The organism is Kitasatospora sp. NPDC101801, from assembly GCF_044766665.1.
Taxonomy (GTDB): domain Bacteria; phylum Actinomycetota; class Actinomycetes; order Streptomycetales; family Streptomycetaceae; genus Kitasatospora.
On the sequence record NZ_JBIWML010000015.1, the window covers coordinates 87,176 to 110,198 of the forward strand.

At 70.5% G+C, this 23,023-nt stretch carries 21 protein-coding genes and 2 tRNA genes; 8 read left to right on the forward strand and 15 right to left on the reverse strand.

The window, feature by feature from the left end:
* Positions 1-39: 39 nt before the first annotated feature.
* Positions 40-294, forward strand: a complete 255-nt coding sequence (gene crgA / locus ACIRPK_RS19000; RefSeq protein ID WP_403040159.1) for a cell division protein CrgA — start codon at positions 40-42, stop codon at positions 292-294.
* Positions 295-593: 299 nt separating this feature from the next.
* Here crgA and ACIRPK_RS19005 read toward each other — a convergent pair whose 3' ends face one another.
* Together ACIRPK_RS19005 and ACIRPK_RS19010 are read right to left on the reverse strand one after the other, a co-directional pair.
* Positions 594-1,484 carry a rhomboid family intramembrane serine protease gene (locus ACIRPK_RS19005; RefSeq protein ID WP_403040162.1) on the reverse strand — a complete coding sequence of 297 codons (891 nt, stop codon included), beginning with the start codon at positions 1,482-1,484 and terminating at the stop codon, positions 594-596.
* 92 nt (positions 1,485-1,576) lie between these two features.
* Complete coding sequence (locus ACIRPK_RS19010) at positions 1,577-2,101, reverse strand: peptidylprolyl isomerase (protein ID WP_403040165.1); 525 nt, start codon at positions 2,099-2,101, stop codon at positions 1,577-1,579.
* A 191-nt stretch (positions 2,102-2,292) separates the two neighbouring features.
* Here ACIRPK_RS19010 and ACIRPK_RS19015 point away from each other — a divergent pair, with 191 nt between their 5' ends.
* Entirely contained in the window at positions 2,293-3,087 is a 795-nt protein-coding gene (locus ACIRPK_RS19015) for a DUF5324 family protein (protein ID WP_403040168.1), read from the forward strand.
* 68 nt (positions 3,088-3,155) lie between these two features.
* Here the strand turns inward: ACIRPK_RS19015 and ACIRPK_RS19020 are convergent.
* The 13 genes from ACIRPK_RS19020 to dnaA form a co-directional block, all read right to left on the reverse strand.
* Positions 3,156-3,228 (reverse strand) — tRNA-Ala (locus tag ACIRPK_RS19020).
* A gap of 129 nt (positions 3,229-3,357) precedes the next feature.
* Positions 3,358-3,486, reverse strand: coding sequence for a DLW-39 family protein (locus tag ACIRPK_RS19025; protein WP_014137031.1), 129 nt, complete (start codon positions 3,484-3,486; stop codon positions 3,358-3,360).
* Between the two features lie 200 nt (positions 3,487-3,686).
* Positions 3,687-3,998, reverse strand: a complete 312-nt coding sequence (locus ACIRPK_RS19030; RefSeq protein ID WP_403040170.1) for a DUF6191 domain-containing protein — start codon at positions 3,996-3,998, stop codon at positions 3,687-3,689.
* Between the two features lie 469 nt (positions 3,999-4,467).
* Positions 4,468-4,541: transfer RNA gene (locus tag ACIRPK_RS19035), tRNA-Ile, on the reverse strand.
* Between the two features lie 16 nt (positions 4,542-4,557).
* Positions 4,558-5,919, reverse strand: coding sequence for a class I SAM-dependent methyltransferase (locus ACIRPK_RS19040; RefSeq protein WP_403040173.1), 1,362 nt, complete (start codon positions 5,917-5,919; stop codon positions 4,558-4,560).
* A gap of 212 nt (positions 5,920-6,131) precedes the next feature.
* A complete protein-coding gene (locus ACIRPK_RS19045; RefSeq protein WP_403040176.1) occupies positions 6,132-6,890 on the reverse strand; it encodes a DUF3566 domain-containing protein in 759 nt (252 codons plus the stop codon).
* Positions 6,891-7,037: 147 nt separating this feature from the next.
* Positions 7,038-9,638 carry a DNA gyrase subunit A gene (gene gyrA, locus ACIRPK_RS19050; protein ID WP_403040179.1) on the reverse strand — a complete coding sequence of 867 codons (2,601 nt, stop codon included), beginning with the start codon at positions 9,636-9,638 and terminating at the stop codon, positions 7,038-7,040.
* Between the two features lie 48 nt (positions 9,639-9,686).
* Positions 9,687-11,702, reverse strand: coding sequence for a DNA topoisomerase (ATP-hydrolyzing) subunit B (gene gyrB, locus ACIRPK_RS19055; RefSeq protein WP_403040182.1), 2,016 nt, complete (start codon positions 11,700-11,702; stop codon positions 9,687-9,689).
* A gap of 274 nt (positions 11,703-11,976) precedes the next feature.
* The gene (locus tag ACIRPK_RS19060; protein ID WP_057228603.1) at positions 11,977-12,489 is read right to left on the reverse strand and encodes a DUF721 domain-containing protein; all 513 of its coding nucleotides are present in this window, start codon (positions 12,487-12,489) and stop codon (positions 11,977-11,979) included.
* Between the two features lie 67 nt (positions 12,490-12,556).
* Positions 12,557-13,687, reverse strand: coding sequence for a DNA replication/repair protein RecF (gene recF / locus ACIRPK_RS19065; protein WP_403040186.1), 1,131 nt, complete (start codon positions 13,685-13,687; stop codon positions 12,557-12,559).
* 31 nt (positions 13,688-13,718) lie between these two features.
* Positions 13,719-14,594: a phosphogluconate dehydrogenase (NAD(+)-dependent, decarboxylating) gene (gnd, locus tag ACIRPK_RS19070; protein WP_403040189.1), complete on the reverse strand. Its 876-nt coding sequence runs from the start codon at positions 14,592-14,594 to the stop codon at positions 13,719-13,721.
* Between the two features lie 135 nt (positions 14,595-14,729).
* Positions 14,730-15,860 (reverse strand): DNA polymerase III subunit beta, encoded by a 1,131-nt coding sequence (gene dnaN, locus ACIRPK_RS19075; protein WP_403040192.1) that lies wholly within the window; start codon positions 15,858-15,860, stop codon positions 14,730-14,732.
* Between the two features lie 989 nt (positions 15,861-16,849).
* The gene (gene dnaA / locus ACIRPK_RS19080; RefSeq protein WP_403040195.1) at positions 16,850-18,760 is read right to left on the reverse strand and encodes a chromosomal replication initiator protein DnaA; all 1,911 of its coding nucleotides are present in this window, start codon (positions 18,758-18,760) and stop codon (positions 16,850-16,852) included.
* A gap of 503 nt (positions 18,761-19,263) precedes the next feature.
* Here dnaA and rpmH point away from each other — a divergent pair.
* The 6 genes from rpmH to rsmG all read left to right on the forward strand — a co-directional run bounded on the left by rpmH (position 19,264) and on the right by rsmG (position 22,897).
* Positions 19,264-19,401 (forward strand): 50S ribosomal protein L34, encoded by a 138-nt coding sequence (rpmH, locus tag ACIRPK_RS19085; protein ID WP_035799375.1) that lies wholly within the window; start codon positions 19,264-19,266, stop codon positions 19,399-19,401.
* Between the two features lie 20 nt (positions 19,402-19,421).
* On the forward strand, positions 19,422-19,850 hold the full coding sequence (gene rnpA / locus ACIRPK_RS19090) for a ribonuclease P protein component (protein WP_403040198.1): 429 nt from the start codon (positions 19,422-19,424) through the stop codon (positions 19,848-19,850).
* Entirely contained in the window at positions 19,847-20,161 is a 315-nt protein-coding gene (gene yidD / locus ACIRPK_RS19095) for a membrane protein insertion efficiency factor YidD (protein WP_403040200.1), read from the forward strand. Before rnpA ends, yidD begins: the two co-directional genes overlap by 4 nt.
* A gap of 3 nt (positions 20,162-20,164) precedes the next feature.
* Positions 20,165-21,316, forward strand: coding sequence for a membrane protein insertase YidC (gene yidC, locus ACIRPK_RS19100; protein ID WP_403040201.1), 1,152 nt, complete (start codon positions 20,165-20,167; stop codon positions 21,314-21,316).
* 81 nt (positions 21,317-21,397) lie between these two features.
* Complete coding sequence (locus ACIRPK_RS19105) at positions 21,398-21,913, forward strand: protein jag (protein ID WP_403040203.1); 516 nt, start codon at positions 21,398-21,400, stop codon at positions 21,911-21,913.
* Positions 21,914-22,105: 192 nt separating this feature from the next.
* The gene (gene rsmG / locus ACIRPK_RS19110; protein WP_403040204.1) at positions 22,106-22,897 is read left to right on the forward strand and encodes a 16S rRNA (guanine(527)-N(7))-methyltransferase RsmG; all 792 of its coding nucleotides are present in this window, start codon (positions 22,106-22,108) and stop codon (positions 22,895-22,897) included.
* Positions 22,898-23,023 lie beyond the last annotated feature (126 nt).

The following is a 23,023-nucleotide window of genomic DNA, read 5'->3' on the forward strand; positions in this document are numbered from 1 at the left end:
ACCCTGCGCGGTCACAGCGCATCGACAGGAGAACCCCTCGTGCCGAAGTCTCGACTCCGCAAGAAGTCCGACTACACCCCGCCGCCGTCCGGCACGACGGCGGTGAAGCTCAGTTCCGGCCGCAGCTGGGTGGCGCCCCTGATGCTCGCACTGTTCCTGGTCGGGCTGGTCTGGATCGTCACCTACTACGTGACGAGCGGCAGCTGGCCGATCCAGGACTGGGGCAACTGGAACATCCTGGCCGGCTTCGGCTTCATCGCGGCCGGCTTCGGCGTCTCCACGCAGTGGAAGTGACGCTCTCCCGCTGAGCACCTCCCGAAGCACCGCTCCGGTCACCCGGGGCGGTGCTTCGGCGTGCCCGGAACGGGGGCTTCCGGTGATCGGACCATCGGGTTGTCCACACGGTTATCCACACTGGGGAAAAGTCGACCCGCCCTGTGGATAACTTTTTCGTTCGAGCTCCGCAGCTTTCTCCGAATTCTGGCCGAATGAGCAGCTAGACGCGCGTAGACCAGGGCCCTAGCAGTTCCCACTGACATCGACCGTGCGGACCCCGGTAGTGACTGTGGACAAACACCGCCCGTCCCCGGGGATCAACCGTTCAGACGGGCCGTCTGCAGCACCACGATCAGCACCGTCGCCGCCAGCACCCCGGCCACCGTGAGGCCCTGCACCAGGCCGCGCCTGGCCTGCGGGGCGTACATCAGCCCCACCCCCGTGACCGCCCCCGCGACCAGCCCGCCGAGGTGCGCGCGCCAGTCGATCACGCTGCTCAGCGCGAAGGTGATCACCAGGTTGAAGACCAGCAGCGCGATCACCGGCCCGAGCGGCACCCGGCTCACCCGGTACAGCACCGCGGTGGCGCCGAGCAGTCCGAAGATCGCACCGGAGGCACCGACCGAGTTCAGCCGCTCCCCCGCGAACAGGTACGAGAAGGCGCCGCCCATCAGCCCGGAGACCACGTACAGGCCGGTGAACCGCAGCCGCCCGAGCACCCGCTCCAGCTGGGGGCCCAGCACCCAGAGCGACACCATGTTCATCACCAGGTGCGCCACCCCGCCGTGCACGAACATCGCCGTCACCAGCCGGTACCACTGCTCCGGACCGGCGGCCACCCCGTAGGTCTCGAACCAGTGCGGCGGCGCCGCGCTCTGCAGCGCCAGGGTGTCCCACCACTCCGGCCGGACGTACTCGGTCAGCACGAAGACCAGCAGGTTGAGCCCGATCAGCGTCTTGGTGACCAGCGCCCCGTCCGCCACCGGCAGCCCGCCGAACCTGGTCCTGGCCCGCCGGACCTCGCGGTGACCGCCCTGGACGCACTCCGGGCACTGGAAGCCCACCGAGGCGCTCACCATGCACTCCGGGCAAATCGGCCGTCCACAGCGCCCGCAGGCCACCCCGGTCTCCCGCTCGGGGTGCCGGTAGCAGCCGGGCAGCTGGTGGCCGCCCTCGGCACCCGTCCTGGCCGGCTCGTCCGGAAGCATCCGCGGTTCCCCTCCCTCACACGACTGGTCCCGGTGGTTTCCACCGCGCCGCGGGGCACCACCGGGACCGTAAGGCTACTGCCGGCGGATCGTCAGCCGCGGGTGATCTCGACCGACTCGATCACGATGTCCTCGACCGGGCGGTCGCCACGGCCGGTCGGACCCTCGGAGATCTCCTGCACGAGCTTCTGGCTGGCCGCGTCGGTGACCTGGCCGAAGATGGTGTGCTTGTTGGTCAGCCAGGTGGTCGGCGCGACCGTGATGAAGAACTGGGAGCCGTTGGTGCCCGGGCCGGCGTTGGCCATCGCCAGCAGGTACGGCTTGGTGAACGCCAGGTCGGGGTGGAACTCGTCCGCGAACTTGTAGCCCGGACCGCCGGTGCCGGTACCCAGCGGGTCGCCGCCCTGGAGCATGAAGTCCTTGATCACGCGGTGGAACACGGTGCCGTTGTAGAGCGGCGCCTTCGACGGCTTGCCGGTCCGCGGGTCGACCCACTCCCGGGTGCCCTCGGCGAGCTCGACGAAGTTGGCCACCGTCTTCGGCGCGTGGTTCGGGAAGAGCTCGACCACGATGTCGCCGCGGTTGGTCTTCAGGGTCGCGATCAGGTCCTGGGCCACGGTGTGCCTTCCTAGTCTCTCTGGGTCAACTGGCCTTCGATCATCCCACGACCGGTCCGCCGGCCGGGGCCGAGCAGTGGTTTCGACACCCGCTTCCGGAGCAACCCGGCGTGCCGTGGGACAAACGGACATGCATGATCTCCAATCAGGTGGAAATGTGCATACAGGACGCCATCGAGGAGGAGAAGCTCGTGACCCGCTTGGACTCAGCCCGCGACACCGCCGACAAGGCCAGGGACACCCTCGCGCCCTATGCCGCCACCGCCAAGGAGACCGCCCAGCACTACGCGGCCGTGATGGACGACGCCAGGCTCCGCCTCGGCCCCAAGGTCCAGGCCGCCGGGAGCCAGGCCAGGACGGGCGCCGGCCAGGCCGCCCAGGCCGCCAGGGTCCAGTACGTCAAGCACCTCGCACCGCAGCTGGAGCACGCCTTCGGCTCACTGCCGCCGCACACCCAGCAGAGCACCCTGAAGGCCGTGCACCGGGCCCAGGAGGCCGCCCTGGCCGCCAAGCTCTCCGCCACCCGGGCGGCCGACCAGGCCCGGGTCACCGTGCTCCCCCGGGTCACCGAGGTGGTCGAGCAGGCGAAGGCCGGCATCACCCCGGTCGCCCAGGAGGCCCAGCTCCGCGGCGCCGCCGCGTTCACCGCACTGCAGGGCCACGTCAGCGCCACCGAGATCAGCGAGCTGGCGGCCAGGAACGCCAAGAAGGAGCAGCGGCACGGCTGGGCCACCGGCCTGGCCGTCACCGGCGCGCTGGCGATCGCCTCCGGGCTGGTCGCCTGGCAGTGGTGGCGCAGCCGCAGCACCCCGCAGTGGCTGGTCGAGCCGCCGGCCGAGCAGGCCCCCGAATCCCAGCTGAACGGCTCCGGCCCGGTCGGCACCGGCGCCACCGCCGCGCCCACCCCGGCCCCGTCCGGCGCCGAGCCCGAGGACCCCGACCACGAGGACCGGCCGAAGCCGCACGACCCGCGCAAGCCGCACTGACCCGCCCGGAGAACGCAGGACGGCCGCTGACCTGATCCCAGGTCAGCGGCCGTACCGTCACCACGCTGTGGAGCTTAGGAGACTCGAACTCCTGACATCTGCCTTGCAAAGGCAGCGCTCTACCAACTGAGCTAAAGCCCCGTGGTCGCCGTGCTGCGCACCAGCGTACCCGCTCCCCCCGGCTGTTCCGCAAAACACCCCGGCCGGAACGGACTTCGGGTCGGCCCTGGCCGAGGGGCCGGGGCCGACCCGTGAAGCTCGTCGGTCGGGTCAGCGACCGGCCGGGACCGGGTCGGTGGCCTCGGTCCAGAGGTCCTGCTCGGCGCGGTCCGCCTGGACCTGCCGGTAGACAAAGAAGCCGCCGAGGGCGACCAGGGCGACCAGGAGAAGCTTCTTCACCGCGGGGACCTCGTCCTTCTTGCTGTGGATGGGCCCAGAAACCGCGGACCCTCGGTATGTACGAGCACGAACCGGCGACCGGCAAGCAGACCGCCCTGCGGCCGATGATACACATCGGTAACCACTTCCCGAGAGGTCACCGCGACCGGTCAACCGCCCGACCGGCACCCGGGATTGACGGTACGCCCCCGGTCGTACGACTAGCGGCTCGGCAGCCGCAGCACCGCCCGGCCGCCGTCCAGATCCACCGGCCCGAGCGGCGGGCCGCCGTCGCCCTCCTCGTCCCGCAGCATCAACGTGGTCTTGCGCTGCTCCAGTTCGTGCTGCTTGCCGGCCGCGAACTGCGCGTGCAGCTGCTCGAAACCGGTCGCCGAGATCTGCCCCTCCCGCCCCGTCCCGCGCCACGGCACCCACTTGGCCCGCCCGGCCCGCAGCGCCAGTTGGTCCAGAACGGCCACCAGCACCAGCGCACAGACCAGACCCGGCAGGCTCATCGCCCAGAAGATCGCCATACCACTCACCCCAAGCTCGGCAGATCCCCATCCTCCGGCCCCGCCCCCACAAACACCAGAGGGCGCTCCCGGGGCACTGGCGGATCTGCGCGCAGGGCGGCCGGTCCGGCCTCGACCCGTACCGTCCCGCTTCCTCGGCGCCGCCGACGGCCAGGATCGACAGGCCGTGCCCGCCACCCGTGCCGTACCCGAGGTCGGTGAGCCTGCGGCAGAGTGCGAGCGATTCCGCGCGGGGGGTGCCCTCCGTCACCTGGAGGGTCATCGACCGGCCCTCGACCACGGCCGCGTCCGCCAGTGGCGGCGCGACGAGGACCCGGCCGAACAACCGGTCACCAGCAATCCGGCCGGCACCAAGGCCGCCCCTGCGGCCTTCGTCACACCAATCTCTCCCCCGGGATCACTGCCGCCCTCCGTGCAACAACCAAACAGAGCGGCCCGGATGACGAATCATCCGGGCCGCTCTCGCAGGTGGGCCTAACAGGACTTGAACCTGTGGCCTCTTCCTTATCAGGGAAGCGCTCTAACCGTCTGAGCTATAGGCCCTTGCCGCACTGAAAGATTAGCGGACCGACGGCCGATCTCCCAAATCCGTATCGGCGGGGCCCAGCTCAGGGGGTGCGGCGAGCCACTGGGAGCGGGTAGCGGGCAGCCGGCTGGCGCCCCCCGGGGCGGTGCGGACGGCGAGGATCTGGTTGACCCCGATCCGGTTCTGCTCGAAGGCCAGGGCGCAGGCGGCCATGTACAGCCGCCAGACCCGGGCCCGGCCGGCGCCGACCAGGCGGACGGCCTCCGGCCAGTGCGCCTCCAGGTTGGCGACCCACTCGCGGAGGGTGAGGGCGTAGTGCTCGCGCAGCGACTCGAGGTCGCGGACCTCGAAGCCCGCGTCCTCCAGGGCACCGACCGTGCTGCCGACCGGGGAGAGCTCGCCGTCCGGGAAGACGTAGTGGTCGATGAACGGGCTCGGGCTGTACGGGATGCCGGGCAGGTCGGGGCGGCGGGCGATCTGGTGGTTCAGCAGCCGCCCGCCCGGGGCCAGCAGTTCGTACAGCCGGCTCGCGTAGACCTGGTACTGGACGGCACCGACGTGCTCGGCCATGCCGACGCTGGAGATCGCGTCGAACGGGCCGTCGGAGATCTCCCGGTAGTCCTGCAGGCGGATCTCGATCCGGTCGCCCAGCCCGGCCTGCTCGACCCGCTGCCGGGCCAGCGCGACCTGCTCGGCCGAGATCGAGACACCGACTCCCCGGACGCCGTAGTGCTCGGCCGCGTGCAGCAGCAGCGAGCCCCAGCCGCAGCCGACGTCCAGCAGGCGCATCCCGGGCCGCAGGCCGAGCTTGCGGCAGATCAGGTCCAGCTTGGCCGTCTGGGCGTCCTCCAGGCTCTTCGCGGTCGGCTCCCAGTAGGCGCAGGAGTAGACCATCGAGGAGCCGAGCACCAGGCCGTAGAACTCGTTGCCGACGTCGTAGTGGTGGCTGATCGCGGCCCGGTCGCGGCCCCGGCTGTGCGCGCTGCCGCCGCCGAGCCTGGCCTCCTCCGGCGGGGGAGTGGGCCGGGGGCCGATCGCGCCGGCCCGGACCGCCAGCCCGAGCAGCCGGCGGCCGACCGGACCGACCACGTCCCGGGGCCCGACCCGGAGCGCGAGGATCTCCGGGCGCTCGGCGAACTCCGCGGCCCGGGCCAGGACTTCGTACAGATCGGCGTCCGGCGCGAGGTCCAGGTCACCGGAGACGTACGCCCGGACCAGGCCGAGCTCGCCGGGCTGCCAGATCAGGTGCCGCAGCGCCCGGCGGTTGCGCAGCACCACCAGCGGGCCGTCGGCGGGGCCGGCCTCGCTGCCGTCCCAGAGCCGGATCCGGAGCGGGATCCGGGCCCCGAGCAAGTCCTCGACCGCCCCGAGCAGTTGTGTTGCGAGCTGTGCCATGCCACGCCTCCGACCGCTGAATCGCCTCTCTGTCGGCCCCGCCTCCCGGACAGCCAACACAGCCCGGCCCGCCGCCCACCGTGCGGCACGCCGGGACCGGACGGCGATCACCCGAATGCAGCGGGCCCCGAAGGCTGGAACAGCCTTCGGGGCCCGCTGATTCCGGTTCCCGAACAGGGGACCGAAGGTGGCTCAAAACAACCGACGGAGCGTCAGTCCTCTTCCGCCAGGGTGAGCTCGATGCCGCCGGTGAAGCCGGCCGCGGTGTTGTAGATGAAGGCCGAGAGGGTGGCCAGCGCGGTCATCAGCACCACGTCCACCACCGCGATCAGGGTGGTGAACATCATCACCTTGCCGAAGCCGACGTAGTCCATCAGGTCGACGGACCCGGTGGAGTCGTTGCCGGTGACCTCCTTCAGGGTGCTCGCCAGCGAGTCGAAGACCCCGAGCGCGTCCAGCGTCATCCAGAGCACCGCGGTGGCCACGATGACGACCACGCCGACGGCCAGGGACAGCAGGAAGCTGACCTTCATCACCGACCAGGGGTCGGCCTTGGTCACCCGCAGCCGGGCCTTGCGGACCCGGCCGACCGGCGCCGCCGGGCCGGGACGGCGCGCCGCGGCACCCGCAGCCGGAGCCGGCCCGGCCGGCCCGGGCGGGCCCGTCCGGGTGCCCCGGGGCGGCGTGGGCTGCCCCTTGGTGTACGTGGTCGGCGTCGAGAAGCCGGCCGGGGCCGGCTGCTGCGCGGGCGGCTGCGAGGCCGAGCCGTACCCACCACCGCCGCCGGGACCGGCGGCGACCGGCGGCATCAGCGAGGTCGAGGCGGCGGAGTCACCCCCTACCGGAGGTGCACCGGCCGGGCGCGGCGGCACCCCGGGCAGTCCACCGGTCGCGCCGCCGGCCCCACCGTACGAACCGCCGCCCGGCAGTCCGCCCCCGGTACCGCCCGCAGCACCCGTGGCTCCACTCACCCTGGTCCTCCCGCAACTCACCCAGCAGGTCGGGTGGTCACCGGCCTGCTCGTTTCACCTGCTCCAGCGCCCGGCCGGATTGCCCGGTACTGGTCAGTGGCCGGTGCCCGTCCACGAGGGTCGGGCACCGGCCACCAGGGCTCGCGATCAGGCCTGTTCGGCCACGTCGTCAGCCGTGGTCACACCGTCTGCGGCCACGGAGGTGTCGGGGGCAGTGCCCTCCTCCTCCATGACCTCCTCGTCGTCCGCCTCCGCGTTGCGGGCCATGCCCACCACCGCGTCGCGCTTTCCGAGGTTGATCAGTTGGACGCCCATCGTGTCACGTCCGGTTTCACGAACTCCGGAAACCCTGGTCCGGATGACACCACCCGAGAGGGTGATCGCCATGATCTCGTCGGTCTCCTCGACCACCAGGGCCCCGACCAGCGAACCCCGACCCTCGACGATCTTCGCCGCCTTGGTGCCGAAACCGCCCCGGCCCTGGACACGGTACTCGTCCACGCCGGTGCGCTTCGCGTACCCACCGTCGGTGGCGGTGAAGACGAAGGTGCCGGGCCGGACCACGTTCATCGAGAGCAGCTCGTCGTCCTCGCGGAACGCCATGCCCTTCACCCCGGAGGTGGCCCGGCTCATCGGCCGGAGCGCCTCGTCGGTCGCGGTGAACCGGATCGACTGGGCCTTCCTCGACACCAGCAGCAGGTCGTCGTCGGCGGAGACCAGCTCGGCGCCGATCAGCTCGTCGTCCCGGCCGTCCTCGATCTCCCGCAGGTTGATCGCGATCAGACCGCCGGAGCGCGGCGAGTCGTAGTCCTTCAGCGGGGTCTTCTTCACCAGACCGCCCCGGGTGGCCAGCACCAGGTAGGGCTTGTCCTCGTAGGTGCGGACCGCCATCACCTGGGTGATGTGCTCCTCCGGCTGGAAGGCCAGCAGGTTGGCCACGTGCTGGCCGCGGGCGTCCCGGCCGGCGTCCGGCAGCTCGTAGCCCTTGGCCCGGTAGACCCGGCCCTTGTTGGTGAAGAACAGGATCCAGTTGTGCGTGGTGGTCACGAAGAAGTGGTCGACGAGGTCGTCCTGCTTCAGCTGCGCACCCCGGACGCCCTTGCCGCCGCGCTTCTGCGAGCGGTAGAGGTCCGAGCGGGTGCGCTTGACGTAGCCGCCCCGGGTGATCGTGACGACGATGTCCTCTTCGGCGATCAGGTCCTCGACCGACATGTCGCCGTCGAACGGGATCAGCGTGGAACGCCGCTCGTCGCCGTACTTCTCGACGATCGCGGTCAGCTCCTCGGAGATGATCTCGCGCTGGCGGGACGGCGAGGCCAGGATCGCGTTGTACTCGTTGATCTTGGCCTGCAGCTCGTCGTGCTCGCTCTGGATGCGCGCGCTCTCCAGCGCGGCCAGCCTGCGCAGCTGCATCTCCAGGATCGCGTTGGCCTGCAGCTCGTCGATGTCGAGCAGGCCCATCAGGCCGCTGCGGGCCGCGTCCGCGCTGTCCGAGGCCCGGATCAGCGCGATCACCGCGTCGATCTGGTCCAGCGCCTTGAGCAGGGCGCGCAGGATGTGCGCGCGCTCCTCGGCCTTGCGCAGCCGGAAGGTGGTCCGGCGGACGATGACCTCGACCTGGTGGTTGACCCAGTGCCGGATGAAGGCGTCCAGCGACAGCGTGCGCGGCACCCCGTCGACCAGGGCCAGCATGTTGGCACCGAAGTTGGTCTGCAGGTCGGTGTGCTTGTAGAGGTTGTTCAGCACCACCTTGGCGACCGCGTCGCGCTTGAGCACGACCACCAGGCGCTGGCCCGTCCGGCTGGAGGACTCGTCCCGGACGTCGGCGATGCCGGCCACCCGGCCGTCCTTCACCAGGTCGGCGATCTTCAGCGCCAGGTTGTCCGGGTTCACCTGGTACGGCAGCTCGGTGATCACCAGGCACTGCCGGCCCTGGATCTCCTCGACCTCCACCACCGCGCGCATGGTGATCGAGCCGCGGCCGGTCCGGTACGCGTCCTCGATGCCGCGGCGGCCGACGATCAGCGCACCGGTCGGGAAGTCCGGCGCCTTGATCCGCTCGATCAGCGCCTCCAGCAGCTCCTCGTTGGAGGCGTCCGGGTGCTCCAGCGCCCAGAGCGCGCCGGAGGCGACCTCGCGGAGGTTGTGCGGCGGGATGTTGGTGGCCATGCCGACCGCGATGCCGGTGGCACCGTTGATCAACAGGTTGGGGATGCGGGCCGGCAGGACGGTCGGCTCCTGCGAGCGGCCGTCGTAGTTGGCGGCGAAGTCGACGGTCTCCTCGTCGATGTCCCGCATCATCTCCATGGCCAGCGGCATCATCTTGCACTCGGTGTACCGCATCGCGGCGGCCGGGTCGTTGCCCGGGGAACCGAAGTTGCCGTTGCCGTCCACCAGCGGCATCCGCAGCGACCAGGGCTGCGCCAGCCGGACCACGGTGTCGTAGATCGAGGTGTCGCCGTGCGGGTGGTAGTTGCCCATCACGTCGCCGACCACGCGGGCGCACTTGTAGTAGCCCTTCTCGGGCCGGTAGCCGCCGTCGTACATCGCGTAGAGCACCCGGCGGTGCACCGGCTTGAGGCCGTCGCGCACCTCGGGCAGCGCCCGGCTGACGATCACGCTCATCGCGTAGTCGAGGTACGAGCGCTGCATCTCGGTCTCGAGCTCGATCGGCTCGACCCGGGACACGAAGGTGTCGGTGGAGAGGGTGTCCGGCTGCTCGCCGTCAGGACGGTTTTCGTCGACCACTGCTGGTCAGTTTCCTTTCACGCGGACTGGAGGTGTGCTGAGGGTGCGTCACACGTCCAGGAAGCGGACGTCCTTGGCGTTGCGCTGGATGAAGGACCGGCGGGCCTCGACGTCCTCGCCCATCAGGACCGAGAACAGGTCGTCGGCCCGGGCCGCGTCCTCCAGGGTGATCTGCTGGAGCAGCCGGTGCGCCTGGTCCATGGTGGTGATCCGGAGCTCCTCGGCGTTCATCTCACCGAGACCCTTGAAGCGCTGGATGGCGTCGTCCTTGGGCAGCCGGCGCCCGGCGGCGACCCCGGCCGAGATCACCGCGTCGCGCTCCCGGTCCGAGTACACGTACTCGAAGTCGTCCTTGCCCCACTTGATCTTGTACAGCGGCGGCATCGCCAGGTAGACGTAGCCGCCCTCGACCAGCGGGCGCATGAAGCGGAACAGCAGGGTGAGCAGCAGGGTGCGGATGTGCTGCCCGTCGACGTCGGCGTCCGCCATCAGGACGATCTTGTGATAACGGAGCTTGGACTCGTCGTAGTCCTCCTGGATGCCGCAGCCGAAGGCCGAGATCAGCGCCTGGACCTCGGTGTTCTGCAGCACCTTGTCGATCCGGGCCTTCTCGACGTTCAGGATCTTGCCGCGGATCGGCAGGATGGCCTGCACCCGCGGGTCACGGCCCTGCTTGGCCGAGCCGCCGGCCGAGTCGCCCTCGACGATGAAGATCTCGCACTCGGACGGGTCCTTGGACTGGCAGTCGCTCAGCTTGCCCGGCAGCGAGGCCGACTCCAGCAGACCCTTGCGGCGGGTCAGGTCGCGAGCCTTGCGGGCGGCGACCCGGGCGGTGGCCGCCTGGATCGACTTGCGGATGATGTCCGAGGCCTCGGTGGGGTTGCGGTCCAGCCAGTCGTTCAGCTGCTCGTGCACCACCCGCTGGACGAAGGTCTTGACCTCGGTGTTGCCCAGCTTGTCCTTGGTCTGGCCCTCGAACTGCGGCTCGCCGAGCTTGACCGAGATGATCGCGGTCAGACCCTCGCGGATGTCCTCGCCGGAGAGGTTGTCGTCCTTCTCCCGGAGCAGCTTCTTGTCCCGCGCGTAGCGGTTGACCAGGCCGGTCAGCGCGGCGCGGAAGCCCTCCTCGTGGGTACCGCCGCCGTGCGTGTGGATGGTGTTCGCGAAGGAGTAGACGCTCTCCGTGTAGGAGGTGTTCCACTGCATCGCGATCTCCACCGAGATCGTCTTCTCCTTGTCCTCCGCCTCGAAGTCGATCACCGAGGGGTGGATGACGTCGCCCTTGCGGGAGTTCAGGTGGGTGACGAAGTCGGCGATGCCGCCGTCGTAGCGGTACGTGATGGTGAGCGGCTTGCCCTCGTCGTCCGCGTGCTCCGGGCGCTCGTCGGTCAGCGAGATCGACAGGCCCTTGTTCAGGAAGGCCATCTCCTGGAACCGGCGGGAGAGCGTCTCGAAGGAGTAGACCGTGGTCTCGAAGATCTCCGAGTCGGCCCAGAAGGTCACCGTGGTGCCCGTCCGGTCGACGTCCTCGTGCTTGGCCAGCGGCGCGGTCGGGACACCCGACTTGTACTCCTGCGTCCAGCGGGCGCCCTCGGTGAGGATCTCCACCGCGAGGCGGGTGGAGAGGGCGTTCACCACCGAGATGCCGACGCCGTGCAGACCGCCGGAGACGGCGTAGCCGCCCCCGCCGAACTTGCCGCCCGCGTGCAGGACCGTCAGCACGACCTCGACGGCCGGCTTGTCCTGGCCCGGCATGATGCCGACCGGGATACCGCGGCCGTTGTCGGTGACCCGGACCCCGCCGTCGGCCAGGATCGTCACGTCGATGGTGTCGGCGTGCCCCGCCAGCGCCTCGTCGACGGAGTTGTCCACGATCTCCTGCACCAGGTGGTGCAGACCGCGCTCACCGGTCGAGCCGATGTACATGCCCGGGCGCTTGCGAACGGCGTCGAGGCCCTCCAGGACCTGGATCGCGTTGGCGTCGTACGCCCCACGGGCGTCGACGGGCACGGACGCCTGGTCGGTCGGGTCTGGGGTCTGGCTGGAGTTGCCGGAATCGGCCACGAAGCGCCCTCTCTGGCACAGCGCGGGCCGCAGACCTGCCCATCGGGCGGGCGAGCCTGCGACCACGGCGTTTCGACTCGGTTGCTACGCGCAACAGTGTTTGGCTCTCAGTCTACCGGTAGGACTGACATAGATGGCCGTTTGGCAGCCTCAGAAGGCAGATGAGCCGCCCTGAATACCCTCGGGACATGTCCCGATACTCGCCAGGGGGGCTCAGAGCGCTCAAAAGGGCCGTCAGCGGTTCCGGAGGATCAGCTTCCCTTCGGCACCGGGGCTACCCCCAGGTGTCGCCCGGCCCCTTGCTCCCCGGGGCCCGCAGCCGGCCGTACCCGCGCTGCGGCGCGGCCGGCCCCAGCACCTTGATCACCTTGACCGTGCCGTGCCCCAGCTCGTGGTTCAGCCTGGCCACCAACTGACGCGCCAGCAGCCTGAGTTGCGTGGCCCAAGCGGTGGAGTCACACTGCACGGTGAGCACCGCCTCGGCCTCCGCGTACTCCTTCGGCACACAGTGCGCCGCGATGTCCGGACCGACGATCTGCGGCCAGCGGCCCATCACCCCGCCCACCGCGGCCGGCGCCTCCCAGCCCCGCTCGGTGATCAGCCTGGTCAGCGCCGCCCCCAGCGGCACCGGATCGCGGCCGTCCGCGCGCGCCCCACTGCGCAGTCCGTGCCGCTTCGCCTCGCGCTTCTCCCTGACCTGCTCGCCCCGCTGCCTGGCCTGCTCCTTCGCCGCGCGCAGCGCGACCCGGGCCAGGTCCACACCCGAGAGCTCCGGTGTCTCGCCCATGGCGGCACTCCTTTTCCCCAGGCTGTGGATGAAGTTTCCAGAGTACGGCCTCGGGACGACGGCGCCCCTACGGGTCCAGACGGGTCACCGTGCCGTCGGCCACCGCGTAGCGGGCACCGGCCAGCGCCTTCGGCACGTCCTCCGAGACGGCGGCGGTGACCAGCACCTGCTCGCCCCCGGCCACCAGTTCGGCCAGCCGGTCCCGGCGGCGGGCGTCCAGCTCGGCGAAGACGTCGTCCAGGATCAGCACCGGCTCGCCGCCGTCCGCCTTCAGCAGCTCGTACGAGGCCAGCCGGAGCGCCAGCGCGTAGGACCAGGACTCCCCGTGGCTGGCGTAGCCCTTGGCGGGCAGCGGGCCGAGCCGCAGGCCCAGTTCGTCGCGGTGCGGGCCGACCAGGGTCAGGCCGCGGGCCACCTCTTGCGGGTGGGCCTGCCGGAGGGCCTCCAGCAGTTGCTGTTCGGCCTCCTCCCGGCTGCCGGGCAGCGCGCCCTCGAAGGAGCTGCGGTACTCCAGCACGGTCTCCCCGCCGCCGGGCGCCAGTTGCTCGTACGCCTGCGCCACCAGCGGCTGCAGGGCGGCCACCAGCTGGAGCCGAAAGGCCGTCAACTCGGCACCGGCCCGGGCCAGATGACCGTCCCAGATCTCCAGCGTGGAGAGGTCGGCGCCCTTGCCGCCGCCCCGGCGGGCCTGGGCGGCGGTCTTCAGCAGGGCGTTGCGCTGCTTGAGCACCCGCTCGTAGTCCTGCCGGACCCCGGCCAGCCTGGGGGCGCGGGCGGTCAGCAGCTCGTCCAGGAAGCGGCGGCGCTCACCCGGGTCGCCCTTCACCAGGGCCAGGTCCTCGGGGGCGAACAGCACCGTCCTGAGCAGGCCGAGCACGTCCCGGGGACGGACGTTGTCGGAGCGGTTGATCCGGGCCCGGTTGGCCTTGCCCGCGGTGATCTCCAGCTCGACCAGGGTCGACCGGCCGTCCCGCAGGATGCTGGTGCGGACCACCGCCCGCTCGGCGCCGAGCCGGATCAGCGGGGCGTCGGTGGCCACCCGGTGGCTGCCCAGGGTGGCCACGTAGCCGATCGCCTCGACCAGGTTGGTCTTGCCCTGGCCGTTCGGGCCCACGAAGGCCGTCACGCCGGGGTCGAGGGGCACCTCGGCCCCGGCGTACGAACGGAAGTCGGCGAGCGACAGATGCGCGACATGCATGGGGGTGAACTGCGCTCGCCTTCTGGGGGGGTTACTTGGACTCGACCGCGTGGCCGCCGAACTGGTTCCGGAGCGCGGCGATCATCTTCATCTGCGGGGAGTCGTCCTGCCGGGAGGCGAACCGGGCGAACAGCGAGGCGGTGATCGCGGGCAGCGGCACCGCGTGGTCGATCGCGGCCTCGACCGTCCATCGGCCCTCACCCGAGTCGGCGGCCCAGCCCTTGAGCTTGGCCAGGTGCTCGTCGTCGTCCAGCGCCCGGACGGCCAGGTCGAGCAGCCAGGAGCGGATCACGGTGCCCTCCTGCCAGCTGCGGAAGACCTCGCGCACGTCGGTGACCTCGGGGGCCGCCTCCAGCAGCTCCCAGCCCTCGGCGAAGGCCTGCATCATCGCGTACTCGATGCCGTTGTGGACCATCTTGGCGAAGTGGCCCGCGCCGACCTTGCCCGCGTGCACCGCACCGAAGTCACCCTCGGGCTTGAGCGCGTCGAAGACCGGCTGCACCTTGGCCACGTCGGCGGCCTCGCCGCCGAACATCAGCGCGTAGCCGTTCTCCAGGCCCCAGACGCCGCCGGAGACGCCGCAGTCGACGAAGCCGATGCCCTTGGTGGCCAGCGCCTCGGCGTGCTTGACGTCGTCCGTCCAGCGCGAGTTGCCGCCGTCGACCACCACGTCACCGGGGGAGAGCAGCTCGGCCAGCTGGTCAACGGTGTCCTGGGTCGGGCCGCCGGCCGGGACCATCACCCAGACCACGCGCGGGGCCTGGAGCTTGCTGACCAGCTCCTCGAGGCTGTCCACGTCGGCGAGTTCCGGGTTGCGGTCGAAACCGATGACGGTGTGCCCTGCGCGGCGGATGCGCTCGCGCATGTTGCCGCCCATCTTGCCGAGACCGATGAGGCCGAGCTCCATGACAAGTCCTTACCTGTGGTGACGTGCCTGACGGCGGCGCCGTTGCCGCACAGGCTGAGCCTACGCCGGGAACCAGCGCGGCCTCCCCTGACCGCGGCCGGTCGGGGGAGGCCGTCCACAGCCTGTGGAGGCCGGTCAGCCGGAGAGCCGGACCGGCATGATCAGGTACTGGTACGCCTCGTCTGCCTCGGCATCCACCGCCGGACGACCGCTCAGCAGGGCCGGCTTGGTGGCGGTGGTGAAGCTCAGCTGTGCGTACGCGGAGTCGATGGCCTTGAGGCCCTCCTCCAGGTAGCCCGGGTTGAAGGCGATCGAGATGTCGTCACCTTCGAGGTCTGCCTCCACCCGCTCGGTCGCCTGGGCGTCGTCGCCGGAGCCGGCCTCCAGGGTGAGCACACCCTGCTCGAAGCTCAGCCGGACCGGGGTGTTCCGCTCGGCCACCAGGGAGACGCGCTTCAGCGCCTCCAGGAACGGCTGGGTCTGGATCGCGGCGACCGCGCTGAACTCGGTCGGGAACAGGCTGCGGAACTTCGGGAACTCGCCCTCCAGCAGGCGGGTGGTGGTCCGCCGGCCGGCCCCCTCGAAGCCGATCAGGCCCTCACCGGCGCCGCCCGAGGCGAGCGCGATGGAGACCGTGTCGCCGCTGCCGAGCGACTTTGCGATGTCCTGCAGGGTCTTGGCGGGCACCAGGGCGACCGCCGAGATGTCGGCCTGCTCCGGCTTCCACATCAGCTCGCGGACCGCGAAGCGGTAGCGGTCGGTGGCGGCCAGGGTGATCTTGTCGCCCTCGATCTCCACCCGGACGCCGGTGAGCACCGGCAGGGTGTCGTCCCGGCCGGCCGCGACGGCGGCCTGGCTGACGGCCGAGGCGAAGACCTCGCCGGAGACCGTGCCGGTCGCGGTGGGCATCTGCGGCAGCGACGGGTACTCGTCCACAGGCAGGGTGGGGAGTGTGAACCGCGAGGAGCCGCAGACCACGCTCACCCGCATGCCGTCGGTGGAGATCTCCACCGGCCGGTTCGGCAGGTTGCGCGAAATGTCGTTCAGCAGCCGGCCGGAGACCAGCACCGTGCCCGCCTCCTCGACCTCGGCGGCCAGCTCGACCCGGGCCGAGACCTCGTAGTCGAAGCCGGAGAGGGCCAGGCTGCCGTCCTGCGCCGTCAGCAGCAGGCCGGCCAGCACCGGCACCGGCGGCCGCGCCGGGAGGCTGCGGGCAGCCCAGGCCACCGCCTCCGCGAGGACGTCACGCTCCACCCGGAACTTCACCGGTAACCGCCTCCTGGGTCCTGCTGTTGTCAGCGTCTTGATCGTCTGGCCGGACCGGACCCGCTGGGCTGAGCCCGCTCGGCTCCGGTTGCCGGAGAACAGTCTCTCCTACTCCACCGACAGCCGGGGCACACGGGCGGAAGCAACCCGAACAGATGTCGCGATCCGGTTGTCCACAGATTTCGGCCCACCCCACGATTAAGCAGGTTCAGGGGTCTATAGGTGTAGTGGTAGTAGTAGGGCTTGTGGATACCGTGGATAACCCCGTTTCCGCAGGTCAGACCCGGTTTTTTGTCCACAGAGCCTGTGGACCCGGAGTGTGGACAACCAGGCCCTGCTGTGGACGACCGAGCGTTACCCACAGGGCACTCTCGGTATCCACAGGTTATCCCCAGGTCCGTCCCCAGATCATGGACCGGTTATCCACGGGCTCCGGTCAACGTCACGTGACGGCTTTCACACCGCCTGGTGAACGGGCAGCCAATGTTGTCGAACTGTGGACGTCGCTGTGGAGAACCTGGGGATAACCGCCCTGGTCCTGGGGACAAGCGGTGGACAACCCATTCGGCCCTCTGGCGGCCCGTCAACTGTCCACACCCTGTGGATAACTGTTGTGCACAAGTACACAGGGGCTTGACCTGCGTCGAAGAGCGTAGCGGCGCGTGGCCTGTGGAGGAATTCTGGATAACTCGGGGCTCCCCAGGCTGTGGACGGGGAAAAACCACCCGATCCTGTGGATTGCGGCCCTGCGGCTCCGAGCTGTTCGAATAGCTGGTCAGTTGTTCGGCGTGGCAGCCGGCCTGGCGGAGCGTCAGTCGGTGGAGTACTGCCCGACCGGCGACCGCTCCACACCTGTTTTCGCCCTCCTGGCCCCCGGCCGGGCCGCTCGTCGCGTCCCGGACCCCGGAGCGGGCCGCAGGGCGGCGGGTACGCCGAAGGGGAGCCAGCGGCCGCTGACTCCCCTTCAAGGACCCGGTGGTGCCCCGGGCTCAGCTCTTGATGCGGTTGGTGAGCTCGGTGACCTGGTTGTAGATCGAGCGGCGCTCGGCCATCAGCGAGCGGATCTTCCGGTCCGCGTGCATCACCGTGGTGTGGTCCCGGCCGCCGAACTGGGCGCCGATCTTCGGCAGCGAGAGGTCGGTGAGCTCCCGGCAGAGGTACATCGCGATCTGGCGGGCCGTCACCAGCACCCGGCTGCGCGAGGAACCGCAGAGGTCCTCCACGCCCAGGCCGAAGTACGCGGCCGTCTGCTGCATGATCACCTGGGCGGTGATCTCCGGCCCCGCGTCCTCGTCGCCGCCCGGGATCAGGTCCTTCAGGACGATCCCGGCCAGCTCCAGGTCGACCGGCGCCCGGTTCAGGTTGGCGAACGCGGTGACCCGGATCAGGGCGCCCTCGAGCTCCCGGATGTTCCGGGTGATCCGGGACGCGATGAACTCCAACACGTCGGCGGGAGCGTTCAGTTGCTCCTGGATCGCCTTCTTCCGCAGGATCGCGATCCGAGTCTCCAGCTCCGGCGGGGTGACGTCGGTGATCAGCCCCCACTCGAAGCGGTTGCGGAGCCGGTCCTCCAGGGTGATCAGCTGCTTGGGCGGCCGGTCGGAGGAGAGCACGATCTGCTTGTTGGCGTTGTGCAGGGTGTTGAAGGTGTGGAAGAACTCCTCCTGGGTCGACTCCTTGGACGCCAGGAACTGCACGTCGTCGACCAGCAGGATGTCCATGTCCCGGTACCGCTTGCGGAAGGCGTCGGCCTTCCCGTCCCGGATCGAGTTGATGAACTCGTTGGTGAACTCCTCCGAGCTCACGTACCGGACCCGGGTGCCCGGGAACAGGCTCCGCGAGTAGTGCCCGATCGCGTGCAGCAGGTGGGTCTTGCCCAGCCCGGACTCGCCGTAGATGAAGAGCGGGTTGTACGCCTTCGCCGGGGCCTCGGCCACCGCCACCGCGGCGGCGTGCGCGAAGCGGTTGGAGGCGCCGATCACGAAGGTGTCGAACAGGTACTTGGGGTTCAGCCGGGCGGCCGGCTCGTCCTTGCGCGAGCTGCCGCCGGCCGGGGGAGCGCCGGGCGGGGCGGGGACCCCGGGGCTCGGTGTCCGCTCGGCCGGGCCACCCCGCCCGGGCGGCCCGGACTGCGGCCGGACGTCCGGGAGCTGGGAACCCTGCTCGGACTGCCCGAGCGGCGGCCGGGACGGCACCCGGCGGATCGGGGCACTCCCCGGCTGGGCACCGTAGGCGCCGCCGAACAGATCGTCCTGCCCGCTCTCCCGGCCCGGGTAGCCGGACTCCCAGCCACGGTTCTCCGGCCCGGCCTCGGCGGCCGTCCAGGACGACTGCTGCTCGCCACCGCCGTACGGCGCCGGGCGCTGCTGGTAACCGGCGGTGTCGTAGCGGCCGCGCTCGTACCCCTGGTCGGACGGCGTCTCGTACGGCCGGGCGTAGCCCTCCTGGGGCTGGTAGCCGTCCTGCTGCGACGGGTAGCCGTCCTGGTTCTGGGACGGCCAGCGGCCGGACTCCTGCGGCCGGCCGTCGTACCCGGCGGGCTCCTCGCGGTACGGCGGCCGGGGCGGCCACTCCTCGGCCGGGGCCTGCTCGGCGGACTGCTCCGCCTGGGCCTGCGGCGCGGGCGGCGGCACGGCGTTGGCGTCCACCATCACGGCGATCCGGACCGGTCGGCCGAAGCCCCGGCTCAGTTCCTCGGTCAGCGGCGGCAGCAGCCGGCCCTCGAGCACCTGCTTGGCCCGCTCGTTCGGGGCTGCCAGCAGGGCGGTGTCGTGCATCATCCACATCGGCTGGGTGCGCCGGAGCCACATCTTGTCGCTGTCCCCGACATCCGGGTCGTTGACCAGCCGCTCGACGACCCTCGCCCAGACCGCGACGAGATCGCTGTTGACATCAGCCACTGGTGCACGCTTTCTCGTTCCCCGGAGCGGGGGTCTCAAAGGACTCGGGTACCGGTCCGATCCAGACGAACAAACCCGACAAGTCCTGCAACGGTAGTCAGCCGACTGGGCTGATTCAAGTTGTTGTCCACAGGCTGTGGGCAGGGCGGCCGGGTGGCCGGGTCGGATCGGGTGGCGTCGGTGCCGGCCTTGCGGCGCTTGGCCTCTATCATGATCGGACAGCCGTCGTGGGTGATCCGGCGGGCCGGTGACCACCACCCGGTTTGACCCCCCGTGCCCGTCCCGCGTACCGTGACCAGGTCGAGTTGTCGATGGCCGCTGCCGCATGTCCGCGGGTCCGCCCGCATCCATAAGGCGCGCAGCACGGGCGCCGTGGATCGCCTCAACCCCCAGCCGACCTGGGATGTTGAGGCCGGATTTCCCATCCAGGGGAGATCACGCGGACGCACGGTGACGGCCAAGCGATTTCCCGTCATCCTACGATTCACCCCAGGAGCCCCCGAGTGAGCAAGCGCACCTTCCAGCCGAACAACCGTCGTCGCGCGAAGACCCACGGCTTCCGGCTGCGGATGCGTACCCGCGCCGGCCGCGCCATCCTGGCGACCCGCCGCGCCAAGGGCCGTACCAACATCTCCGCCTGATTCGCGTCTAAGGGACTGCAGTGCTGCCCTCCGAGAATCGGCTGCGGCGGCGCCAGGACTTCGCGACCGCGGTCAAACGTGGTCGTCGGGCCGGTCGGCCCCTGCTGGTCGTCCATCTCAACAGAGACGGACAGCCAGCGGGACCGACCGACCGGAACAGCGACTCCCGCCCGCACGTCGCCGAGGGGCTTCCTTCGGCGCGTGCGGGTTTCGTCGTGAGCAAGGCCGTCGGTCCGGCGGTCGTGCGCAATCTGGTGAAGCGGCGTCTACGTCATCTGGTACGCGAGCGTCTGTCCGAGCTGCCCGCAGGTAGCCTGATCGTGGTGCGCGCACTGCCCCAGGCCGGGGCGGCCACGTACCGGGATCTCGAACAGGACCTGGACGCGGCGCTACGTCGGTTGCTCCGGGTGGAGCCGACCGGCGGCGCGCCGACGGGAGCAGGGCGATGAAGTATCTGCTGATGGGGCTGATCAGGCTCTACCAGTGGACCATCAGTCCCCTGCTCGGCCCGGTCTGCCGCTACTACCCGTCGTGTTCGCACTACGGGTACGAGGCGGTGCGGTCGCACGGGGCGATCAAGGGCAGCGGGCTGACCGCCTGGCGCATCCTGCGCTGCAACCCCTGGTCCCCCGGTGGGGTCGACCACGTACCGCCGCGCAAGCACCCGGTGTGGCATCGCCGGCTGCGCGATCTGCTGAGCCCCACGAGCGGGACCGCCGAGCCGGAGCCGGTGGCGAAGCCCGATGTCCAAGGAGTCTGACCGGTGACCTTCGGTTTTCTGAGTCCCCTCTACACAGCGGTGTCCTGGATCATCGTCCAGTTCCACTCGCTGTACAGCCACGTCTTCGACCCGAACGGTGGCTGGGCCTGGGGTCTCGCCATCGCCTCGATGGTGGTCGTCATCCGGATCTGCCTGATCCCGCTGTTCGTGAAGCAGATCAAGGCGACCCGGGCCATGCAGGCGATCCAGCCGAAGATGAAGGCCATCCAGGAGCGCTACAAGAACGACAAGCAGCGCCAGTCCGAAGAGATGATGAAGCTGTACAAGGAGGCGGGCACCAACCCGTTCTCCAGCTGCCTCCCCATCATCGTCCAGGCGCCGTTCTTCACCGCGCTCTACGGTGTGCTGGCCTCGGTGGCCAACGACAAGACCATCGGTGTCATCACCCCGACGCTGCTGAACAGCGCCCAGCAGGCGCACATCTTCGGCGCCCCGCTGTCGGCGACGTTCCTGGGCAGCAGCGAGATCAGTGTCAAGATCGTCACGGCCGTGATGATCATCCTGATGTCGCTGTCGCAGTTCATCACCCAGCGTCAGCTGATGACGAAGAACATGGACCTCACGGTCAAGACGCCGTTCATGCAGCAGCAGAAGATGATGATGTACATCTTCCCGATCATGTTCGCCGTGATGGGCATCAACTTCCCGGTCGGTGTGCTGGTCTACTGGCTGACCACCAACGTCTGGTCGATGGGTCAGCAGCTGATCGTCATCCGCAACAACCCGACGCCGGGCAGCCAGGCGTGGACCGAGCGGCAGGCGCGCCTGAAGAAGGCCGGCCGGCTGAACCCGGACGGTTCGGTGAAGAAGGCCGGTCTGCTGGCGACGATCTCCGGTGGCGGCGGGAAGAGCGCAGCGGCCGCCAGTGCCGAGGAGGCGGTCCAGGAGGCCGTGCAGGCGCGTCGGCAGCAGCCGAAGAAGCTGACCAAGTCCCAGCGTCAGCAGGGCGTGGGCGGCACGTCCACCGCCGAGGCGGAGAGCGCGGCCGAGGACGCCAAGCCGAGCCTGGAGAAGTCCGCGCCGGCCGACGCGAAGCCCGCCGCGGCCAAGCCGACGGCGGCCAAGGGCGGCGGCCAGCGGCAGCAGCCCAAGCGCACCGGGCAGCCGGGCCAGCGGCCGAAGAAGAAGCCCTGACCGGTCCGGTCCCGGCCGTAACGGCCCACTGATCTTCGTTCTCGGCCCCACCCGAGGGCCCATTCCAGAAGGAGTCCAGCAGTGACGGAAGGCACCATCGCCACCGACAGCCCGGCCGCCGACACCCTCGTTGCCCGCCTGGAGCAGGAGGGCGACATCGCGGCCGACTACCTCGAGGGTCTGCTCGACATCGCGGACCTGGACGGCGACATCGACATGGACGTCGAGGGCGACCGGGCCCTGGTCTCCATCGTCGGTGAAGGCAACGACCGCTCGCTGCAGCGGCTGGTCGGCCAGGACGGTGAGGTGCTGGAGGCACTCCAGGAGTTGACCCGGCTGGCCGTGCACCGGGAGACCGGTGAGCGCAGCCGCCTCATGCTGGACATTGCCGGGTTCCGGGCGCGCAAGCGGGCGGAGCTGGCCCAGCTGGGCGCCGAGGCGGCCGAGCAGGCGAAGTCCTCCGGCGAGCAGGTCAAGCTGCGCCCGATGACGCCGTTCGAGCGCAAGGTGGTCCACGACGCGGTGGCCGCGGCGGGGCTGAGCAGCGAGTCGGAGGGCGAGGAGCCCCAGCGTTGCGTGGTCGTGCTGCCGCGCTGACCCGCAGCAGGTCGGTCCGACGACCCCGTCCGCCTGGTGCGGGCGGGGTCGTCGTCCGCTCGGGTCCGGCGGACGGCCGGGCGGACGGGCTGAACGGGCGTCATGAGTGCGCTGTTTCACGTGAAACGGCTCCTGCGTGACACAGTGGTTGCCAGCGTGGGTGTGGTGCAGACGGTGAGCGGAGAGGCAGAGATGGACACGGACGGCGTGCAGACCGAGGGAACCCCCGAGGAGGGCGGTCCGGGAGGTCTGCCGGAGGCTCCGGCGGTGGCCCGGGAAATCTTCGGGGACCGGTTCCCGATGGCCGTGCGCTACACCGAGCTGCTGGCCACGGCGGGAGTGCAGCGCGGTCTGATCGGTCCGCGGGAGGTGCCCAGGCTCTGGGACCGGCACGTGCTGAACTGCGCGGTGCTGGCCGAGCTGCTGCCGTCCAACGCCTCGCTCTGCGACGTCGGTTCGGGCGCCGGGCTGCCCGGCATCCCGGTGGCGCTGGTCCGCCCGGACGTCTCGGTGACCCTGCTGGAGCCGCTGCTGCGCCGCACCACCTTCCTGGAGGAGGTGATCCGGGAGCTCGGCCTGGAGAACGTCACGGTGGTGCGCGGCCGGGCCGAGGAGATGATCGGCAAGCTGGCGGTCGACATCGTGACCGCCCGCGCGGTGGCCCCGCTGGACCGGCTGGCGGGCTGGGGCCTGCCGCTGCTCCGGCCGTACGGGCAGATGCTGGCCCTCAAGGGCGACACCGCGGAGCAGGAGCTGTCCGACTCGCGGTCGGCGCTGACCAAGCTGGGTGCCGTGAAGTGGTCGGTGCTGGCGGTCGGCGAGGGCCTGCTGGAGACCTCGACCCGGGTGGTCCGGGTGGAGGCGGGGGAGAGCCCCGGCGGGGTCAAGGCGGCGACCCGGCGGGCCCGCGCGGCCCGGGCCGGGCGCGGCGGCCGACCGGCCGAGACCGGCCGGGGCGGCACCGCCGGGCGGCGTCGGCGCTGACCCGGTGGCCCCGGGGCGCGGCGAACGGCCCAGTGCACTGACGGAGCGGGTACCCGGACGGGTGCCCGCTCCGGTGCGTCCGGGGCGGTCGGAGTGTCGCACCGTCAGATTTCCGACATTGTGGGC

Excerpts from the sequence above, each read along its gene's own strand:
- ACIRPK_RS19005 (WP_403040162.1), bottom strand. The coding sequence starts at position 1,484 with ATGCTTCCGGACGAGCCGGCCAGGACGGGTGCCGAGGGCGGCCACCAG.
- ACIRPK_RS19030 (WP_403040170.1), bottom strand. The coding sequence starts at position 3,998 with ATGGCGATCTTCTGGGCGATGAGCCTGCCGGGTCTGGTCTGTGCGCTG.
- ACIRPK_RS19040 (WP_403040173.1), bottom strand. The coding sequence starts at position 5,919 with ATGGCACAGCTCGCAACACAACTGCTCGGGGCGGTCGAGGACTTGCTC.
- ACIRPK_RS19060 (WP_057228603.1), bottom strand. The coding sequence starts at position 12,489 with ATGGGCGAGACACCGGAGCTCTCGGGTGTGGACCTGGCCCGGGTCGCG.
- recF (WP_403040186.1), bottom strand. The coding sequence starts at position 13,687 with ATGCATGTCGCGCATCTGTCGCTCGCCGACTTCCGTTCGTACGCCGGG.
- gnd (WP_403040189.1), bottom strand. The coding sequence starts at position 14,594 with ATGGAGCTCGGCCTCATCGGTCTCGGCAAGATGGGCGGCAACATGCGC.
- yidD (WP_403040200.1), top strand. The coding sequence starts at position 19,847 with ATGAAGTATCTGCTGATGGGGCTGATCAGGCTCTACCAGTGGACCATC.
- rsmG (WP_403040204.1), top strand. The coding sequence starts at position 22,106 with ATGGACACGGACGGCGTGCAGACCGAGGGAACCCCCGAGGAGGGCGGT.